Genomic DNA, 18,853 nt, shown 5'->3' on the forward strand with positions numbered 1-18,853 from the left:
GACCTACCCGGTTCCGCCGTCTTGCTTTTTTCCGCCTATGTTCGCTTTCATACTGCGTCGCCTGTTGCAGGCCGTAGCGGTGATGCTCACCGTCGCGCTACTGGCCTTTGTGCTTTTCCAATACGTCGGCGACCCCGTCACCATCATGCTGGGGCAGGACGCCACCGATGCCGAGCGCATCGAGCTGCGTGAACGCCTGGGCCTGAACGAGCCCGCCATCGTTCAATTCGGCCATTTCGTGGCCAACGCCGTGCAGGGCAATTTCGGCATCTCCCTGCGCCAGAGCGAACCCGTTTCCACCCTGCTGAAGTCCCGTTTGCCCGCCACCCTCGAGCTGTCCATGGTGGCCGCGTTGCTGGCGCTCGTCGTGGGCGTGCCGCTGGGCGTGTACACGGCGCTCAAGCGCAACAGCCTGGTTTCCCAGATGCTGCTGGCCGGCTCGCTGCTGGGCGTGTCGCTGCCGACCTTCCTGATCGGCATCCTGCTGATCCTGGTGTTCTCGGTGCAACTGGGCTGGCTGCCCAGCTATGGGCGCGGCGATACCGTCAGCCTGGGCTGGTGGACGTCGGGCCTGTTCACCGCCACGGGCTGGAAGCACCTCATCCTGCCGTCCATCACGCTGTCGCTCTTCCAGATGACGCTGGTGCTGCGGCTGGTGCGCTCCGAAATGCTGGAGGTCCTGCGCTCGGACTACATCAAGTTCGCGCGCGCCCGGGGTCTGAAGCGCCGCGCCATCCACTTTGGCCACGCGCTCAAGAACACGATGGTGCCCGTCATCACCATCACCGGCCTGCAGTTGGGCGGCATCATCGCCTTTGCCATCGTGACCGAGACCGTGTTCCAGTGGCCGGGCATGGGCCTGCTCTTCATCCAGGCGGTCCAATTCGCCGACGTGCCGGTGATGGCCGCGTACCTGTGCCTGATCGCGCTGGTGTTCGTGGTCATCAACCTGATCGTCGATCTTCTGTATTTCGTCGTGGACCCGCGGCTGCGTTCCGGGCTGACTCGCGGGGGGGCTCACTGATGCGCGCCGTACTTAAACGCTGGTGGGACAGCGACATTGCCTGGGCCTGGCGCCGGGCGCCCGTGGCCATCGTCGCCACGCTGCTGCTTGCAGCCCTGTTGATCGGTTCCTTCGGAGCCGGCTGGGTCGCGCCGCACAACCCGTTCGACCTGACCAAGGTCGAACTGCTGGACGCGCTGCTGCCGCCGGCCTGGGAACCCAACGGGCAGGCCACGTACCTGCTGGGCACCGACAGTCAGGGCCGCGATCTGTATTCGGCCATCCTGTACGGCACGCGCGTGTCGCTGTTGATCGGCCTGGCCTCGGTGCTGCTGTCGATGGTGATCGGCATCGTGCTGGGCTTGATCTCCGGTTATGCCGGCGGCCGCATCGACGCGTTCATCATGCGTGTTGCCGACGTGCAGCTCTCGTTCCCCGCCATCCTGATCGCGCTCCTGATCGACGGCGTGGCGCGGGCGGCAGTGCCGCGCGAGCTGCACGAGATCATCGCTTTTCCGGTGCTGATCGGCGCTATCGCGCTGGCCGGCTGGCCGCAGTACGCGCGCACGGTGCGCGGCTCGACGCTGGTGGAAAAGAACCGTGAATACGTGCAGGCCGCCCGCGTGATCGGCGTGGCCTCGCCCGTCATCATGTTCCGCCACGTGCTGCCCAACGTGCTGGGTCCGGTGCTGGTGCTGGCCACGGTCCACCTGGCCACCGCCATCATCACCGAGGCGACGCTGTCGTTCCTGGGGGTGGGGGTGCCGCCGACCGCGCCGTCGCTGGGCACGCTGATCCGGATCGGCAACGATTTCCTGTTTTCCGGAGAGTGGTGGATCACCATTTTCCCGGGCGCGGCGCTGGTGCTGCTTGTGCTGTCGGTCAACCTGCTGGGTGACTGGCTGCGCGACGCACTGAACCCGCGGCTGAACTGAGGTAAACCATGAGCGCATTACTTGAAGTCCGCAACCTGCGCGTGGAGTTTCCCACGCGCCGCGGCACGCTACGCGCCCTGGACGACGTGTCCTTTTCCATCCAGGCTGGCGAAGTCCTGGGCGTGGTGGGCGAATCCGGCGCCGGCAAGTCGCTGACCGGCGCCTCCATCATCGGCCTGCTCGAACCCCCGGGCCGCATCGCGGCCGGCGAGATCCTGCTGGCCGGCCGTCGCATCGACAACCTGCCCGACGAACAGATGCGCCGCGTGCGCGGCCGCGAGATCGGCGCGGTGTTCCAGGACCCGCTGACGTCGCTGAATCCGCTGTACACGGTGGGCCGGCAACTGGCTGAAACCATCGTCACCCACCTGGACATGACCTGGTCGCAGGCGCGCAACCGCGCGGTCGAGCTGCTGGCGTCCACCGGCATTCCCGCCGCGCGCGAGCGCATCGACCACTACCCGCACCAGTTCTCCGGCGGCATGCGCCAGCGCGTCGTGATTGCGCTGGCCCTGGCCGCCGAGCCGAAACTGGTGGTGGCCGACGAACCCACCACCGCGCTGGACGTGTCGATCCAGGCGCAGATCATCGAACTGCTCAAACGCCTGTGCCGCGAAAACGGCACGGCGGTCATGTTGATCACGCACGACATGGGCGTCATCGCCGAGACCGCCGACCGCGTGGCGGTGATGTACGCCGGCCGCGTGGCCGAGATCGGGCCGGTGGCCGACGTGATCCACAAACCGCGCCATCCCTATACGTCGGGACTGATGGGGTCCATTCCCACGCTGGAAGGCCACACCGAACGGCTGGTGCAGATCGACGGCAGCATGCCGCGCCTGAACGCCATCCCGCCGGGCTGTGCGTTCAATCCCCGCTGCGGCCAGCGCCTGCCGCGCTGCGCGCACGACCGCCCGGAGTTGATGCCCGCGGGCACGTCGCGCGCGGCCTGTTGGCTGCATGACAAAGGCAATACGTTGGAGGTGGCCGCATGAGCACGCCCTTGGTTCAAGTAAAGGACGCGGCGCGCTGGTTTGACGTATCGCCGCCCTGGCTGGAGCGCACGCTGGCGCGCAAGCCCAAAGTGATGCTGCGTGCGGTGGACGGCGTGTCGTTCGACATCGCCCGCGGCGAAACGCTGGCACTGGTGGGTGAATCCGGCTGTGGAAAATCCACGGTCGCGCGCATGCTGGTCGGGCTGTATGGCCTGACGCGCGGCGACATCCACTTCGACGGCCAGCCGCTGTCGCGCATGTCCGAACCCGGCGGGCGCGCCTTGCGCAAGCGCCTGCAGATGATCTTCCAGGATCCCTATGCCAGCCTGAATCCGCGCTGGCGCGTGGGCCGCATCATCGCCGAGCCGATGCTGACGCATACGCAGATGTCGCCCGCGGACCGCGTGGCGCGCGTGGGCGAACTGCTGCGGCAAGTGGGCCTGGATCCCGCGGACCAGAGCCGCTATCCGCACCAGTTCTCGGGCGGGCAGCGTCAGCGCATCTCGATCGCGCGCGCGCTGGCGGTCAATCCGGAATTCCTGGTGTGCGACGAGCCCACCTCGGCGCTGGACGTGTCCGTGCAGGCGCAGGTGCTGAACCTGATGAAGGACCTGCAGCGCAAGCTGGGGTTGACGTATCTGTTCATCTCGCACAACCTGGCCGTCGTGCACCATGTGGCGGATCGCGTGGGCGTGATGTACCTGGGCCGCATGGTGGAAGTGGCGCCGCGTGACGAACTCTTCGCGCGGCCGCGGCATCCTTACACGCGGATGCTGCTCGAGGCGATTCCGGACATCAACGGCGCGGGCAAGCCGCGCACGGCGGTGGCGGGCGAGGTGCCCAATCCCCTGAATCCCCCGTCCGGCTGCACCTTTCATCCGCGCTGCCCGCACGCCAACGACCGTTGCAAGGCCGAAGCGCCGGTCGCGAAGCTGGCGGGGGTGTCGATCGTGGCCTGCCACGCGGTCGAGGAAGGCCGGATCACCGTGTGATTCTGTAGACGCCGTGGACCGGGCGCCTGCCCGGGCCGCGGCGCGCCGCTCAATGGCGGTGGTTGTGGTTGTGGACGTCGTCGTACGGCGTGTCGTCGTCTTCGTCGTCCGCGCCGTCGTCTTCTTCGTCTTCCTCGTCGGGATCCGGTTGCGGTTCCTCGGTCAGGGCAAAGGGCAGCACGTCTTCCAGGTTGTCGGACCAGGCGGATTCTTCACCGTCGTGGTCCAGCTTGATGAATCGCTCGCCGTCGTTCAGCGAGATCTGGATCGCCCAAAGGTACAGACAGTCGTAGGTGTCGTCATCGGACTGCGGCAAGCCGCCGCGGTTGCCGAGCAGGCGCGCGCCCGGCCCGCCCATCTGCACGTGGGTCTGTTCCTCGTCCGTCTCGGCCTTCTCGTCCATTGGGACGCCGTAGGTCACCCATTCGGTGCCTTCATCGCCCAGCACCACTTCCGCCAGCACGGGTTTGCCCAGATAGGCGCTGAGTGCATCCGCGGTCTTGGCCAGCATGTCCAGTTCGGGTGCGCTGAAATGGGTCAAGGAAGCGGGAGGAGTGGCAGAGGCGGACATGAAGGTTCCTGGGCGCGATGAGGCCGCGACGGCACGGCAGATACGTCAGGCGCTATTGTCGCGCGAACCGCGCTGCGGTGCATCGGGCGCTTGGATTACGAAGAAACGCGGGCGGTGTTCAGATGGCGTGCCGGGGCGGCAACATATCAGTGACGTATACAGCGGGTCGGACGGAGCCTACACTGGCCTGCTTTTCGTCTTTCTGCCTTCCCGTTTCATCCATGCGCTCCGACGCCCCGCAGCTCCCCCTCCGATTTTTCCTGTTTCCGCTTCTGGCCGCCCTGATCTGGTCGGTCAACATGATCGTCACCAAGATGGCCGCGGGCGTTATCGCGCCGGCGGCCATCGGCTTTTATCGCTGGGCGCTGGCGGGCATCGTCCTGACCCCGTTTGCGCTGCCCGGTGTCTGGGCGCAACGCCGCCAGGTGCTGGCGCACCTGCCGAAATTCGCCGTGCTGGGCGGACTGGGCATGGCGCTGTACCAAGGCCTGGCGTACGTGGCGGCCGCGTCCACCACCGCCACCAATATGGGCTTCATCACCGCGATGATCCCGCTCATGACCATCGCCGTCATGGCGGTCATCATGCGCGAGCGCCCCACGGCCATGGCGGTGCTGGGCAGCCTGGTGTCGCTGGCCGGGCTGGCGCTGCTGATCGGCGAGGGCGACCCGGCCCGGCTGCTGTCCGTGGGCGCCAACCACGGCGACGTGCTGATGGGGCTGGGCGCGCTGGCCTATGCGCTCTATGGCGTGCTGCTGCGGCGCTGGGCGCTGCCCGTGGGGCCGTGGCAGTCGCTGTACGTGCAGGTCGCGTTCGGCATTCTGTTCCAGCTTCCCGCCTTTCTGATGGCGGCGCCGTCGCCGCTCAATGCCGCCAACGTGCCGCTGGTGCTGTATGCGGCGGTGTTTCCGTCGCTGTTTGCGCCGTATCTGTGGATGCAGGGCGTGCGCCACCTGGGCCCCAATCGCGCCAGCATCTTCCTGAACGTCATGCCGGTGTTCACCGTGGCCATCGCGGCGCTGTTCCTCGATGAAAAGCCGCATCTGTTTCATATCGCGGGCGGTGCGCTGGCGCTGGCCGGCGTGATGCTGGCGCAAATGCGTACGCCGGGTCTGCCGGGCCGGGCCGAGAAGGCCAACTGAAGGCGGGCAAAGGCCCGGATCAACGCGAGATGGGGCCGGATCACGGCTGCCGCACGCCGGTCAGGGATCCGGCCTACAATCAACGGTTTCTCAGCTATATCTCACCTACGAGCCCATGGCCCAATACGTCTACACCATGAACCGCGTCGGCAAGATCGTGCCGCCCAAGCGGCAGATCCTGCGCGATATCTCCCTTTCGTTTTTTCCTGGCGCCAAGATCGGCGTGCTGGGCCTGAACGGCTCGGGCAAGTCGACGCTGCTGAAGATCATGGCGGGCGTCGACCGCGAGATCGAAGGCGAAGCCGTGCCCATGCCGGGCCTGAACATCGGCTACCTGCCGCAGGAACCGCAGCTCAACCCCGAGCACACGGTCCGCCAGGCGGTTGAAGAAGGCCTGGGCGCCGTCGTCACCGCCAAGAAGCGCCTGGACGAGGTCTACGCCGCGTACGCCGAACCCGACGCCGACTTCGACGCGCTGGCCGCTGAACAGGCCGAACTCGAAGCCATCATCGCCGCCGCCGCCTCCAGCGGCGCGGACGACATCGAACACCAGATGGAAATCGCCGCCGACGCGCTGCGCCTGCCGCCCTGGGATGCCACCGTCGGCAACCTGTCCGGTGGTGAAAAGCGCCGCGTGGCCCTGTGCCGCCTGCTGCTGTCCAAGCCCGACATGCTGCTGCTCGACGAACCCACCAACCACCTGGACGCCGAAAGCGTGGAGTGGCTGGAGCAGTTCCTGCACAAGTTCCCCGGCACCGTCGTCGGCGTGACCCACGATCGCTACTTCCTGGACAACGCGGCCGAATGGATCCTGGAACTGGACCGCGGCTACGGCATTCCCTGGAAGGGCAACTACAGCTCGTGGCTGGAACAGAAGGAAGACCGCCTCAAGCAGGAAGAGTCCTCCGAATCGGCGCGCCAGAAGACCATCAAGAAGGAACTGGAGTGGGTGCGCCAGAACCCGAAGGGCCGCCAAGCCAAGGCCAAGGCGCGTCTGGCCCGTTTCGAGGAACTGTCCTCGTACGAATACCAGAAGCGCAACGAAACCCAGGAAATCTTCATTCCGGTGGGCGAGCGCCTGGGCAACGAGGTCATCGAATTCAACAACGTCAGCAAAGCCTACGGCGACCGTCTGCTGATCGATAACCTCAGCTTCAAGGTGCCGCCGGGCGCGATCGTCGGCATCATCGGCGCGAACGGCGCCGGTAAGTCCACGCTGTTCCGCATGATCGCCGGCCGCGAGCAGCCGGATTCGGGCGAAGTCAAGATCGGCCAGACCGTGAAGCTCGCCTTCGTCGACCAGTCGCGCGACGCGCTGGAAGACAAGAAGACGGTGTTCGACGCCGTGTCCGATGGCGCCGACATCCTGACCGTCGGCAAGTTCGAGATGTCGTCGCGCGCCTACCTGGGCCGCTTCAACTTCAAGGGCGGCGACCAGAACAAGGTCGTGGGCCAGCTCTCGGGCGGCGAACGCGGCCGCCTGCACATGGCCAAGACGCTGATCGCCGGCGGCAACGTCCTGCTGCTTGACGAACCGTCCAACGACCTCGACGTCGAAACCCTGCGCGCCCTGGAAGATGCGCTGCTCGAGTTCCCCGGCAGCGTCATGGTCATCAGCCACGATCGCTGGTTCCTTGACCGTATCGCCACGCACATCATGGCCTTCGAAGGCGATTCGCAGGTCGTGTTCTTCGACGGCAACTATCAGGAATACGAAGCCGACAAGAAGCGCCGCCTGGGCGAAGAGGGCGCCAAGCCCAAGCGTCTGCGGTACAAGGCATTGAAGTAAACAACCGATTCCTCTGGTGTCCGACACCAGCCGAATGCCAAGAATCCCGGCCCAGCGCCGGGATTCTTTTTTGGTGTCAGACACCCGATTCAGTCCTACATTTTGCGGGGGTGTCAGACACCCGAATCAGTCCTACATTTTGCAGTGGTGTCAGACACCAGAATCAGTCCTACGTTTGGATCCTCTGAGATGTCAGACATCGGCCCGCGCGACATCACCGCCCCACAGCGTTATGCTGACCCCTTGCCCCCAGGAGTCCCCCACCATGCTGCTGTCCGCCTCCGATTCCACCCTGTTGATTGTCGACATGCAGGGCCGCCTGATGCCTGTCATCCACGAAGGCGACGCCGTGCTGAACGCCGCGCACAAGCTGGCGCAGGCGGCGCGGTTGCTCGATGTACCTGTCGTGGCCACCGAGCACCACAGCAAGATGCTGGGCGTCACCGTGGACCCGTTGCGCGAGCTGGTGCAGGCCACGTTCCAGAAGATGCACTTTTCGTCAGCGCGCGAACCAGGTTTCGACGACTGGCTGCCCGCCTCGCGCAAGACGGTGCTGGTGGCCGGCTGCGAGGCGCATATCTGCGTGCTGCAAACCGTGATCGGTCTGGTGCACCTTGGCTACAAGACGGTGCTTGTCGCGGATGCGGCCGGATCGCGCAAGCCGTCGGACCATCATGCCGCGCTGCGCCGCGCGCGCGCTCATGGCGCGGAGATCGTCACGACAGAGATGGCGATTTTCGAGTGGATGGAGACGTGCGAGCACCCGCGCTTCCGCGACGTGTTACGTCTGGTCAAATAGCCGCCGGCCCTTGCAACATCGTTCCCAGGGGAGTGCAAAAGTTCGCTCTCCCTTTGACACAATTCCTGGGTAAACCTAACACCGTGTCCCCGGATAATTTGCGATCCTGAAAGCTCTAAACCCCTAAAGGTCCGCTCGCTCGCATTTTGATTCTCCGGTGCGGCCCCGGGTAAAAGAATAGGAGCTACATCATGAAAATCGCATCGCTTTCCAAGATCTGTGCCGCTGTGGCGCTGGCTGCCACCATGGCGGGTTGTTCATCGTGGGATGGCATGAGCCATCGCCAGAAGAGCACCGTGGGGGGCGCCGCACTCGGCGGCGTCGCGGGTGCGGTGATCACTAACGGCGGCGTGCTCGGCACGGTCGGCGGCGCGGCGATCGGCGGTGTGATCGGCGACCAGGTCGGCAAGCGTTAAGCCTTCCTCGTCCCAAAAAGCAACGCCCGGCAATGCCGGGCGTTTTTTATGCGCAACGCGCGCCGGCAAGGCCGGCGCACAGCAGAGACGTCACGTCTCGTTTTGCGGCATTTCGATCTTCACTTCCAACACTTCCAGCGTGTCCTGGCGTTCCAGGTGCACCTTGATGTCTTCAGGATTGATCTTCACGTACTTGGAGATGACCGCGATCAGTTCCTGCTGAAGCTGCGGCAGGTAATCGGGCGAATCCCCGCGGCCACGCTCGTGGGCAAGGATGATCTGCAACCGTTCTTTGGCGACGGACGCGGAGGTCTTCTTTTGACCGAGCAGAAACGACAGGAAGGACATCGCTTACTTGCCTCCGAACAGGCGTTTCAGGAAACCCGGCTTTTCGTAGTCGGTAAAGCGCAGGGCCTTGTCTTCGCCAAGGTAACGGCTGACGACGTCCTTGTAGGCTTCCGAGACGTCGGTGTCTTTCAGGTGGATGGCCGGCAGGCCCTGGTTCGACGCCTGCAGCACGGCTTCCGATTCGGGAATCACGCCGATGAGCTTGATGCGCAGGATGTCTTCAATGTCGGTCAGCGACAGCATCTCGCCGTCGGACACGCGCTTGGGGTTGTAGCGGGTCAGCAGCAGGTATTCCTTGACCGGCTCGTCGCCCTCGACGGCGCGCTTGGACTTGGCGGCCAGGATGCCCAGGATGCGGTCCGAGTCACGCACCGACGAGACTTCCGGGTTGGTCACCACCAGCGCGTCATCCGCAAAATACGCGGCCATCAGCGCGCCGGTTTCGATGCCGGCGGGCGAATCGCAGACGATGTAGTCGAAACCCATTTCCTTCAGGTCATTGATGACCTTTTCCACGCCTTCCTGCGTCAGCGCATCCTTGTCGCGCGTTTGCGAGGCGGGCAGGATGAAAAGGTTTTCAAGCTGCTTGTCCTTGATGAGCGCTTGCTTGAGGGTCGCTTCGCCCTGGATCACATTGACGAAGTCATACACCACGCGACGCTCGCAACCCATGATGAGGTCGAGGTTGCGCAGGCCGACGTCGAAGTCGATGACAGCGGTCTTGTGGCCCCGCATCGCGAGGCCCGCGGAAAAACTGGCGCTCGTCGTGGTTTTGCCCACGCCGCCTTTGCCGGAAGTCACCACAACAATGCGTGTCATGACGATCAAACCCTTATGTTCGAATAAATCGCGTTATCGTAAAGCAAAAAGCCCGTGTAAGGCTTCTTACAGGATGTGTTGAGATTTGAGCGGGCCGCGGCCGCGCCGCCGTCTCGCAGGATGCCGCGCCCCGGGCGCGGCATCAGGCCTTCAGCGCTTCGATGCGCAGCGTGTCGCCATCCAGGCGGACCAGCGCAGGCTGGTTCTGCAGCGTGCCATCGAGCTTGTCTTCGACCACGCGGTAGACGCCCGCGACGGCCAGCAATTCCGCATCCAGATGCGTCGTGAAGATGCGTGCCGACGTGTCGCCGCGCGCGCCGGCCATGGCCTTGCCGCGCAACGGACCGTAAACGTGCACGTTGCCGTCGGCGATGACTTCGGCGCCCTGGCTGACCATGCCGATCACCACCAGATCCGTATGCCGTGCGTAAACGCGCTGGCCCGAGCGCAGCGGCCGCGTGACCACCAGCGCCGACGACGAGTGCGGGGCGGCGGCCGTCGGGCTGGGCGCGGACGTGGTGCTGCTGGCCGCGCGGGCGGGCAGGGGATCGGCGTCGGCCGCGGGCTTTTCGGCCTGCGCTTCGGCCTTTGCATCGGCAACGTCAGCGGCCGCCGTCTTGTCCTGCGCCGCGGTATCGGCGGCAGACGTCTGCGCGGCAAGCGCCGACGTGTCGGTGGGTGCGGGCGCGATCTCGACGGCGGCGGCCGGCACGGACGGCACGGGCGTCGCGACGTCGTTCGGCGGCGCGGTGTCCACCACGGGGGCGGGTCGCGCGGCAGGCGTGGACAGTTCGACCGGGGTCAGGCCGGCATCGCGCGCGGCTTGCAGATTGGCGCCTTCGGCCACCACGCCGATCGGAGGCAGGTTGTGGCCGCGCAGCGACGCGACCAGCGCCGGCCAGTCGATCGTTTCCTCGACCCGGCTGGCGTCGATGACGACGGGCTCGTTTTCAAAGAAGCTGCCGGCATCCGCCATGCGCTTGGCCAGCGCTGCGTTCAGGCGTTCGGGATCGGCGCTATGCAAAACCACCCGGATGGCATACAGGGTGGCGCTCTTGAAGTCCAGGGCTAGGGATTCAGTGTTCATCTTGATTGTGGCTGGCGGTCCGGGCGGCGGAAAACGGCGCGCGCAACCGGCTGCGGGATGTCGGGGATGATAACCCGCCGGGGGCGGCCTGCGCCGGGCGCAGGGCGAAAGAAAAAGGCGCCACAAGGCGCCTTTTCCCGGTATTGCGCACGCGGGCGCGTCAGCCTTGCACCCACGAATCGCGCAGGGTCACGATGCGGTTCAGCACCGGCGCGTCGGGCGTCGAGTCCTTCAGGTCAGCCGTGAAGTAGCCCAGGCGCTCGAACTGCCAGGTCGCGCCCGGCGTGGCCACCGTGCCCGGTTCCAGCCAGGCCGTGACGGTCTGCTTGGAGTTGGGGTTCAGGCAGGCCAGGAAGTCCTTGTCGCCGCCGTCCGGACGCGGATCCGCGAACAGGCGGTCGTACAGGTGAATCTGCGCGGGCACCGCGTGCGCCGCGCTGACCCAGGTGATGTTGCCTTTGACCTTGACGCTGTCAGCGCCCGGGGTGCCGCTCTTGGTGTCCGGCAGGTATTCGGCCTGCACTTCGACGACCTCGCCGGCCTCGTTCTTGGTGAAGCCGGTGCAGCGCACGACATAGCCGTACTTCAGACGCACCGTGTTGCCCGGGAACAGGCGGAAATACTTCTTGGGCGCTTCCTCGCGGAAGTCGTCGCGCTCGATCCACAACTCGCGCGACAGCGGGAACTCGCGCACCCCGGCTTCGGGGTCGTGCGGATTGCGCGGCGCGGTGCAGGTCTCGGTCTGGCCTTCCGGGTAGTTGGTGATGACCAGCTTGATCGGGTCCAGCACGGCGACCGAGCGGGCGGCGATGGGGTCCAGGTCGTCGCGCACGGCCTGTTCAAGCAGGCTGTAGTCGATGCGCGAATCGGACTTGGAGACGGCGGTGCGGTCGCAGAACAGGCGGATCGACGCGGGCGTGTAGCCGCGGCGGCGCAGGCCGAAAATGGTGGGCATGCGCGGGTCGTCCCAGCCGTCCACATGGCCTTCCTTCACCAACTGCAGCAGCTTGCGCTTGCTGGTGACGACGTAGCTCAGGTTCAGGCGGGCAAATTCGTACTGGTGCGGCAGCGGCAGGGCCAGCTTGCCCAGTTCGGCCAGGCGCGCCAGGATCCAGTCGTAGAACGGGCGCTGATCTTCGAATTCAAGCGTGCAGACGCTGTGCGTGATGCCTTCCAGCGCGTCTTCCACCGGGTGCGCCCAGCTGTACATCGGGTAGATGCACCACTGGTCGCCGGTGCGATGGTGCGTGGCGTGGCGGACGCGATACATGACCGGATCGCGCAGGTTGATGTTGGGCGACGCCATGTTGATCTTGGCGCGCAGCACCAGGCTGCCGTCCGGATGCTTGCCGTCGCGCATTTCGCGCAGCAGCGCGATGGACTCGGCGGCCGGGCGGTTGCGCCAGGGCGAATCCGTGCCGGGTTCGGTCAGCGTGCCGCGGTTGGCGCGGATTTCTTCCGCGCTCTGTTCGTCGACGTAGGCGTGGCCGGCTTCGACCAGGGCTTCGGCAAACTCATACATATAGCCGAAGTAGTCGCTGGCGAAGTACAGGTTCTCGCGGCCGTCGGCCTTCCAGTCAAAGCCCAGCCAGTGGACGGCCTCGATGATGGCGTCGACGTATTCCTGGTCTTCTTTCTCGGGGTTGGTGTCGTCGAAACGCAGGTGACAGACGCCGCCGAAGTCGCGCGCCAGGCCGAAGTTCACGCAGATGCTCTTGGCGTGGCCGATGTGCAGGTAGCCGTTGGGCTCCGGCGGAAAACGCGTGCGGATGCGCGCCGGGTCCGCGTCTCCCTGCTGCTGCATGGCCGCCGGACCAGGCTTGCCCGCCCAGCGCTTGCCCTGGAAGCGGTTGGCTTCGAGGTCGTCTTGGACGATGTTGAGCAGGAAGTTTGATGCGGCGGGGGTCGGCGTCGGGGCGGTGGTCATTCTTGAAAGAATAGGAAAAAGCAGCGACAAAGCGTCAATTTTGCCACGTTCCGCAGCGCGGCCATTTTTGCCACGCCTTCAACCGGTTTCGATCGGCCCCCATAGTCATGTAACTGGCTCTACACTACGGGCCATTATGGATATCTCGACCCTATCCCTGGCCCGGGCGCAGTTTGTGGCCAGCCTTAGCTTCCTGGCGCTTTTCCTAGCCGTCTCTCTGGCGCTGGCCTGGGTGCTGCTGTTCTTCAAGATCCGGGCCCGGTGGTCCAGCCACGGTGGCTGGACGGCGGCCTACCGCTTCTGGGTCCGCATCTTTGCGCTGTCCTTCGTGTTGACGCTGGCCGCCAGCGTGCCCGTCCTGATCCAGATCGGCAGCCTGTGGGCGGGCCTGATGGACAAGATCGGCAACGTGGCCGGTCCGCTGCTGGGCTACGGCATCCTGTCCGTCTTCATCCTCAAGTCCTGTTTCCTGGGCGTCATGCTGTTCGGCCAGCGCCGCGTGTCCGATGGCGCGCACACGCTGGCCGTCCTGATGGTGGCGGCCGGGCAGCTCGTCGCCGTCTTCTGGGTGCTTGCCCTGCAATCGTGGATGCAGACGCCGGACGGCGCGCTGCTGGTCGACGGCCGCTACCAGGTCTATGACTGGTACAAGGTCGTGCTCAATCCCTCGGTCGGCTGGCGCATGGCCGTGGTCATGGTCGGCGCGGCGCTGGCCGCCTCGTTCCTCATGATGGGCGTGACCGCGCTGCAGGCGTTGCGGCGGCCGCTGGGCGAGGGCGAGCGCAGCGCGTTCAAGACGGCGCTCGTGGTGGCCGTGGTGGCCGCGTTCCTGCAGGTACCCGTGGCGACCGGCGCGGGTCAGATGATGGCCAAGCTGCAACCGGCCAAGGCCGCGGCCGCGGCGGGCTTCTGGGAAAGCGGCCCCGTGCCGCAACTGGTGCTGTTCGGCTGGCCCGACGCGCGCGGGCACGTCAACGAAGGCGACCTCACGATCAATAACGCCGGCGGCATGTGGCTGCATCGCAATGCGGACGGCACCTACCAGGGCCTGGACAAATATTCGGGCATGCTGCCGCCGGTGGCGCTGACCTTCTGGTCGCTGCGCGTGGCCGTCGGCCTGGGGCTGCTGATGCTGGCCGTGGCGTGCGTGACCTTCCTGTGGACGTTCCGGCGCGGCATGGACCCGTCGGTCCTCCCGCCGTGGTGGCAGCGGGTCCTGTGCGGCATGATGTTCTCCGGCGGCATCGCCGTCGTGGCCGGCTGGTGGGTCTCCATCATCGGGCTGCAACCCTTTGTCGTGAACGGCACCGTCACGCAATCCGAAGTCCTGGGCTCCGTGCCCTCCAGCACCGTGCTGTACGGGCTGGCCGGCTACGGACTGCTGTACGCGCTGCTGCTGGCCGCGTTCGCCGGCATGCTGTTCCATGCGGCGCGCTACGGCGTCGTGCCTGTGCGCAAGCTGAGCGGAGGTGCGCCATGATCGCCATGCTGGCTGCGTCGCAAGGCCTGAGCCCCGACGATCCTTCGTTCTGGATGCCGCTCGCCTTCATGGCGCTGCTGTTTGTCGTGATTGCCGCGGGCATGGTCCTGGACGGCTTCGACCTCGGCGTGGGCATCCTGCTGCAGATCGCGCCGGAACACGAGCGCGGCCGCATGATGAGCCTGCTCAGCCCGTGGCGCGACGCCAACGAGTTCTGGCTGCTGCTGGGCATGGGGCTGTTTGCGGCGGCGTTCCCGTTCGCTTGGGGCGCCGTGATGGGCAAACTTTATGGGCCGCTGACGTTCATGGTGCTGGGCGTGGTGCTGCGCAGCGTCGCCTTCGAATTCCGCATCCGCGCCCGCAACGAAATGAAGCCGCGCTGGATCTTCGCATTCTGGATCGGCTCGGTCATCACCGCGTTCGGCCAGGGCACGCTGCTTGGCCGCATCGCCACGGGCTACCAGTCCGACGCGGGTTATGGCTGGTTTGCGATGTTCGTGGGCCTGTGTGCGGTGGCCGCGTACGTGCTGCTGGGCGCGTCGTGGCTGGTCATGCGCGTCGAGGGAGACCTGCAGCGCCGCGCGGCCAACTGGGCGCGCCACGCCATCCGCTGGACGGCCGTGGGCATGGTGTCGATCGCGGTCACGCTGGGCCTGGCCAACGCCGGCATCTTCTACAAGTGGAGCAACATTGCCCACCTGAGCCTTGCGGCGTCGGTGTGGGTGCTGATGCTGGCCGGCTTCGTGGCCGCGGAAATGCTGCTGGCGCGGCTGCCGGGCCGCGCCGACCGCTTCAGCTGGCTGCCTTTTGTGCTGACGGTGGCGCTGTTCCTGCTGATGCTGAGCGGGCTGGCGTACAGCCTGTTCCCGTACCTGATCCTGGACGACATGACGCTGTGGGACGGCGCGGGCGCGCTGGGCTCGATGCGGCTCGTGATGGCGGGCGCCGTCGTGGGGATTCCGGTGGTGCTGGTGTTCAACATCCTGGCGTACCGGTCGGTCTTCGGCAAGGAGCGCCGCCCCGTGCCGCTGCTGCCGCCGCCGTCGTACTAAGCGATTCAAGGCGGGGCGGATTGCCGGACCGGCATTCCGCCCGGGCTTCTGGTGCTACCCGGGCGCTACAGCACCGGCCGCGCCACCCGCTGCAGGATTTCTTCGCCGTAGGCTTCCAGCTTGCGGGCCCCCACGCCGTTGATGTGGCTCAGTTCGTCCATGGACTCGGGCTGCGCCAGCGCGATCTCGCGCAGCGTGGCGTCGTGGAAGATCACGTAGGCAGGTACGCCGTGGCTCTTGGCGACTTCGCCGCGCCAGGCGCGCAGTGCCTCGAACACCGGCTGCAGTTCGGCCGGCAGGTCGATCGCCGCCGCCTTGGGCCGTCCGCTGCCCGTCTTGCCGGAACGCGGCTTCTTTTCGGATTCGCGCCGCAGCATGAGCTGGTGCTCGCCCTTGAGCACCGCGCGGCTGCCTTCGGTCAGGGCCAGCGTGCCGAAGCCTTCGTTGTCCACGGTCAGCAGGCCCTGCGCCAACAGCTGGCGCAGCACACCACGCCACGCGGTGTCGGAGAGGTCGGCGCCCACGCCGAACACGCTGAGCGACTCGTGGCCATGCTGCTTGGTGCGGTCGGTGACCTTGCCGCGCAGGATGTCGATAATGTGGCCGGCGCCGTAGCGCTGGCCGCGTTCTTTCCAGAGCCGGTACACGGCTGACAGCACCTTCTGCGCCGCCACCGTGCCGTCCCACGCCTGCGGCGGGTCCAGACAGACGTCGCAATTGCCGCAGGCGGTGATCTGCTGCCCAAAGTAAGCCAGCAGCCGCACGCGCCGGCATTCCACCGTTTCGCACAGGCCCAGCATGGCGTCGAGCTGCTGGCCCAGGCGCCGGCGATAGGATTCGTCGCCGGGCGATTCGTCGATCATGCGGCGCTGCTGCACCACGTCTTGCAGGCCATAGGCCAGCCATGCCGTGGCGGGCAGGCCGTCGCGGCCGGCGCGGCCGGTTTCCTGGTAGTAGCCTTCGACGGACTTGGGCAGGTCGATGTGGGCCACGAAGCGCACGTCGGGCTTGTCGATGCCCATGCCGAACGCAATGGTGGCAACCATGACCACGCCGTCCTCGCGCAGGAAACGGGACTGGTTGGCCGCCCGGATCTGGGGGCTGAGGCCCGCGTGATACGGCATCGCATCGATGCCCTGATTGCACAGGAATTCGGCCGTTTCTTCGACCCGGGCGCGCGACAGGCAGTACACCACGCCGGATTCGCCTTCGTGCTCGGTGCGGATCATGTCCAGCAACTGCTTGCGCACCTCGTTTTTTTCGACGATGCGGTAGCGGATGTTGGGACGGTCGAAGCTGGAGACGAAATGGCGCGCTTCATCCAGGGACAGGCGCTGCGCGATCTCGGTGCGGGTGACGGCGGTGGCGGTGGCCGTGAGCGCGATGCGCGGCACGTCGGGCCAGCGCTCGTGGAGCATGGACAGGCCCAGGTATTCGGGCCGGAAGTCATGACCCCACTGCGATACGCAGTGCGCTTCGTCGATGGCGAACAGGGCGATGCGGCCGCGGTCCAGCAATTGCAGGCAGCGGTCGGTCAGCAGGCGTTCGGGGGCGACGTAGAGCAGGTCGAGCTCGCCATCCAGAAAAGCCTGTTCAACTTCGCGCGCCACCCGCCAATCCTGCGTGGAATTCAGGAACGCCGCGCGCACGCCCAGTTCGGTCAGCGCGTCGACCTGGTCCTGCATCAGCGCGATCAGGGGCGACACGACGATGCCGGTGCCTTCACGCACCAGCGAGGGGATCTGGTAACAGAGCGACTTGCCGCCGCCCGTGGGCATGAGAACGAGCGCGTCGCCGCCGCCGATCACCTGTTCGACAATGGCTTGCTGGTCGCCGCGGAAGGATTCGTAACCAAAAACGCGCTGCAACACGCCGAGGGCGCGCGCGTCAGACATGGGGGTAGGCCGGAAGCATCATGGCAGCGATTTTAAGCCCCAAATCCCGGCCGCCCGTTCCGGAGGGAGATTTTGGCCACGCTATCCGGCACTTACCAGCTGAGCCAGGTGCCGCGCATGAAGGTGTCGACGGGCATGCTCAGGTTGGCGCGCCAGCCGTAGTCGCCCGTCACGATGTCGCGGTCGGCGCCGACGGCCAGCTTGACCTTCGGAGCCACGAACATGCTGTGGGACAGGCCCACGCGCTGCTCGGCCAGGACGGAGCCTTCGCGCAGCCCGGAATACGTGCCGCTCAGCGTGCCCCAGCCGGACAACGGGACGCCTGCCGACACGGTATTGCGCGTCTGGGCCGTGGACGCGACGCCGTCGGAATAGGTGGACAGGTCGCCGTAGCCTGCGCCGATCTGCTCGTTGGTGTAGCCCAGCGTCACCGTGTCGGCCACGTCGATGCTGTAGCCGAAGCGGTAGCGGTAGCCGCTGGCCGCATCGAAGGTGCTTTGCGTGGCGCCGGCCCGGAAGGTGCCGAATTCGCCGGCGTTGTACGTGGTGCCCACGCCGCGGGTGGTCAGGGACGGGGCGCTCTGCATCTGGCCTTCGACCGTCACCACGGGCGTCAGCCCGTAGCGCACGCTGCCGCTGCCGACGGACGCGCCGTAGTCCACGGCGCCGGACTTGGCGGCCGGGTCCATCAGGTTCAGTTTGCCCACCGATGATGAGTAGCCGAAGCTGCCCTCGGGCAACGTGGCGCCGCTGCCGCCCCAGTTGGCGATCTGCAGTCCGCCCACCGGCGCGCCGCTGCCCCACGCGGGCGCATTCGGATTGACGTTGCCCACGGTGAGGGAAGGGCCGACGGTGTTGTTGTAGACCCAGTTGCGGCTGCCGCCATAGCGCAGGCCATCCAGTCCGCCGACGGACGAGAACCAGGGGCGCGAGGGGCGGGAAACCCCGGAAATCACCACCACGGGTATTTTCGGGAGATCGCCGTCTTCCAGTGCAAACGAGTAGTCCGGGGGGGTGTCGACGGCGGAAGCCGGCGTTGCCAGGGGATCGCAGGACAGCGGGACCGTCGGCGCGTTGCCCGTCAGGCCCATGCCGGTGCCGGGGATGAAGCCTTCGGCAGGGTCGTCAGCGCCATCGCGCACCGTAGTGTCCATGCCGGGTTCCGTCGCGTGCAGGTCGCACGGCGTCGGGTCGAGCGGCACGGCCCGATCTTCCAGCGACGGGGCGGGGCGCACCGGCAGCGATTGAACCGGCGAGAGCACGCCGATGCCGCGCGCCACGCGCGTGACGTCGCCCGCCGGGGGCGGCGTCCAAGTAAAAGGGGACACGTCGGGCTCGTCACCAAAAGCGGGCGCCAGCGGCCAGGCCAGGCCCGCCGTCAGCGCCGCGTGCAACAGCCCTCTGCGCCAGGGGTTAGCTGTGGCGGCCATGGGGACAGTGTAGGGAGCACCCTGCCGGGCATCTGTAAACGATCTTTAGGAAAGTCCACGAAGGGCGGCAGGCGAAGCGACATTCTAGGGCCAGTTCGGGGGCGAGGGGACCCCCGTTGCAAAAAGCCCGACACATCATCCGTACATCGTGCAACGGGTATATTTCAGATGAT

General features: G+C 66.3%; 17 protein-coding genes. 10 read left to right on the forward strand and 7 right to left on the reverse strand.

Going from position 1 to position 18,853, the window contains the following annotated elements:
• Positions 1 to 37 precede the first annotated feature (37 nt).
• Genes B2W22_RS16620 through B2W22_RS16635 form a run of 4 tightly spaced genes read left to right on the forward strand, consistent with a single transcriptional unit; the run spans position 38 to position 3,925 of the window.
• Positions 38 to 1,024, forward strand: a complete 987-nt coding sequence (locus B2W22_RS16620) for an ABC transporter permease (RefSeq protein WP_105237526.1) — start codon at positions 38 to 40, stop codon at positions 1,022 to 1,024.
• Positions 1,024 to 1,938 (forward strand): ABC transporter permease, encoded by a 915-nt coding sequence (locus B2W22_RS16625; RefSeq protein WP_175123213.1) that lies wholly within the window; start codon positions 1,024 to 1,026, stop codon positions 1,936 to 1,938. Before B2W22_RS16620 ends, B2W22_RS16625 begins: the two co-directional genes overlap by 1 nt.
• Positions 1,939 to 1,946: 8 nt before the next feature.
• Entirely contained in the window at positions 1,947 to 2,933 is a 987-nt protein-coding gene (locus tag B2W22_RS16630; RefSeq protein ID WP_056568892.1) for an ABC transporter ATP-binding protein, read from the forward strand.
• Positions 2,930 to 3,925, forward strand: coding sequence for an ABC transporter ATP-binding protein (locus B2W22_RS16635; protein ID WP_175138815.1), 996 nt, complete (start codon positions 2,930 to 2,932; stop codon positions 3,923 to 3,925). Before B2W22_RS16630 ends, B2W22_RS16635 begins: the two co-directional genes overlap by 4 nt.
• 49 nt (positions 3,926 to 3,974) lie before the next feature.
• Here the strand turns inward: B2W22_RS16635 and B2W22_RS16640 are convergent, their stop codons facing one another.
• Positions 3,975 to 4,496 (reverse strand): hypothetical protein, encoded by a 522-nt coding sequence (locus B2W22_RS16640; protein ID WP_175138814.1) that lies wholly within the window; start codon positions 4,494 to 4,496, stop codon positions 3,975 to 3,977.
• Positions 4,497 to 4,717: 221 nt separating this feature from the next.
• On the opposite strand from B2W22_RS16640, the gene B2W22_RS16645 reads away from it, so the two are divergent.
• The 4 genes from B2W22_RS16645 to B2W22_RS16660 all read left to right on the forward strand — a co-directional run bounded on the left by B2W22_RS16645 (position 4,718) and on the right by B2W22_RS16660 (position 8,642).
• The gene (locus B2W22_RS16645) at positions 4,718 to 5,638 is read left to right on the forward strand and encodes a DMT family transporter (RefSeq protein WP_175138813.1); all 921 of its coding nucleotides are present in this window, start codon (positions 4,718 to 4,720) and stop codon (positions 5,636 to 5,638) included.
• Between the two features lie 115 nt (positions 5,639 to 5,753).
• Complete coding sequence (gene ettA / locus B2W22_RS16650) at positions 5,754 to 7,427, forward strand: energy-dependent translational throttle protein EttA (protein WP_175123208.1); 1,674 nt, start codon at positions 5,754 to 5,756, stop codon at positions 7,425 to 7,427.
• A gap of 265 nt (positions 7,428 to 7,692) precedes the next feature.
• Entirely contained in the window at positions 7,693 to 8,226 is a 534-nt protein-coding gene (locus tag B2W22_RS16655) for an isochorismatase family protein (protein ID WP_239215398.1), read from the forward strand.
• Between the two features lie 191 nt (positions 8,227 to 8,417).
• Complete coding sequence (locus B2W22_RS16660) at positions 8,418 to 8,642, forward strand: glycine zipper 2TM domain-containing protein (RefSeq protein WP_056321146.1); 225 nt, start codon at positions 8,418 to 8,420, stop codon at positions 8,640 to 8,642.
• Positions 8,643 to 8,732: 90 nt separating this feature from the next.
• On the opposite strand, the gene minE is transcribed toward B2W22_RS16660, so the two are convergent.
• From minE to B2W22_RS16680, 4 genes are all read right to left on the reverse strand, one after another.
• Positions 8,733 to 8,990: a cell division topological specificity factor MinE gene (gene minE, locus B2W22_RS16665; protein WP_006217654.1), complete on the reverse strand. Its 258-nt coding sequence runs from the start codon at positions 8,988 to 8,990 to the stop codon at positions 8,733 to 8,735.
• A 3-nt stretch (positions 8,991 to 8,993) separates the two neighbouring features.
• The gene (gene minD, locus B2W22_RS16670; RefSeq protein WP_008158705.1) at positions 8,994 to 9,809 is read right to left on the reverse strand and encodes a septum site-determining protein MinD; all 816 of its coding nucleotides are present in this window, start codon (positions 9,807 to 9,809) and stop codon (positions 8,994 to 8,996) included.
• 142 nt (positions 9,810 to 9,951) lie between these two features.
• On the reverse strand, positions 9,952 to 10,896 hold the full coding sequence (gene minC / locus B2W22_RS16675; RefSeq protein WP_175137184.1) for a septum site-determining protein MinC: 945 nt from the start codon (positions 10,894 to 10,896) through the stop codon (positions 9,952 to 9,954).
• Positions 10,897 to 11,056: 160 nt separating this feature from the next.
• Positions 11,057 to 12,823 (reverse strand): glutamine--tRNA ligase/YqeY domain fusion protein, encoded by a 1,767-nt coding sequence (locus tag B2W22_RS16680; RefSeq protein ID WP_286938839.1) that lies wholly within the window; start codon positions 12,821 to 12,823, stop codon positions 11,057 to 11,059.
• Positions 12,824 to 12,959: 136 nt separating this feature from the next.
• On the opposite strand from B2W22_RS16680, the gene B2W22_RS16685 reads away from it, so the two are divergent.
• Together B2W22_RS16685 and B2W22_RS16690 are read left to right on the forward strand one after the other, a co-directional pair.
• Positions 12,960 to 14,303 (forward strand): cytochrome ubiquinol oxidase subunit I, encoded by a 1,344-nt coding sequence (locus tag B2W22_RS16685; protein WP_286938841.1) that lies wholly within the window; start codon positions 12,960 to 12,962, stop codon positions 14,301 to 14,303.
• Complete coding sequence (locus B2W22_RS16690) at positions 14,300 to 15,355, forward strand: cytochrome d ubiquinol oxidase subunit II (protein WP_286938843.1); 1,056 nt, start codon at positions 14,300 to 14,302, stop codon at positions 15,353 to 15,355. The genes B2W22_RS16685 and B2W22_RS16690 overlap by 4 nt, the downstream gene beginning before the upstream one ends.
• 65 nt (positions 15,356 to 15,420) lie before the next feature.
• Here the strand turns inward: B2W22_RS16690 and recQ are convergent, their stop codons facing one another.
• Together recQ and B2W22_RS16700 are read right to left on the reverse strand one after the other, a co-directional pair.
• Positions 15,421 to 17,250, reverse strand: a complete 1,830-nt coding sequence (recQ, locus tag B2W22_RS16695) for a DNA helicase RecQ (RefSeq protein ID WP_175123203.1) — start codon at positions 17,248 to 17,250, stop codon at positions 15,421 to 15,423.
• Positions 17,251 to 17,342: 92 nt separating this feature from the next.
• Complete coding sequence (locus tag B2W22_RS16700) at positions 17,343 to 18,680, reverse strand: fimbrial protein (RefSeq protein WP_414631973.1); 1,338 nt, start codon at positions 18,678 to 18,680, stop codon at positions 17,343 to 17,345.
• Positions 18,681 to 18,853: the final 173 nt, after the last annotated feature.

This window comes from Achromobacter sp. UBA4530 (assembly GCF_002388205.1).
In the GTDB taxonomy this organism is placed as follows: Bacteria; Pseudomonadota; Gammaproteobacteria; order Burkholderiales; family Burkholderiaceae_B; genus Achromobacter; species Achromobacter animicus.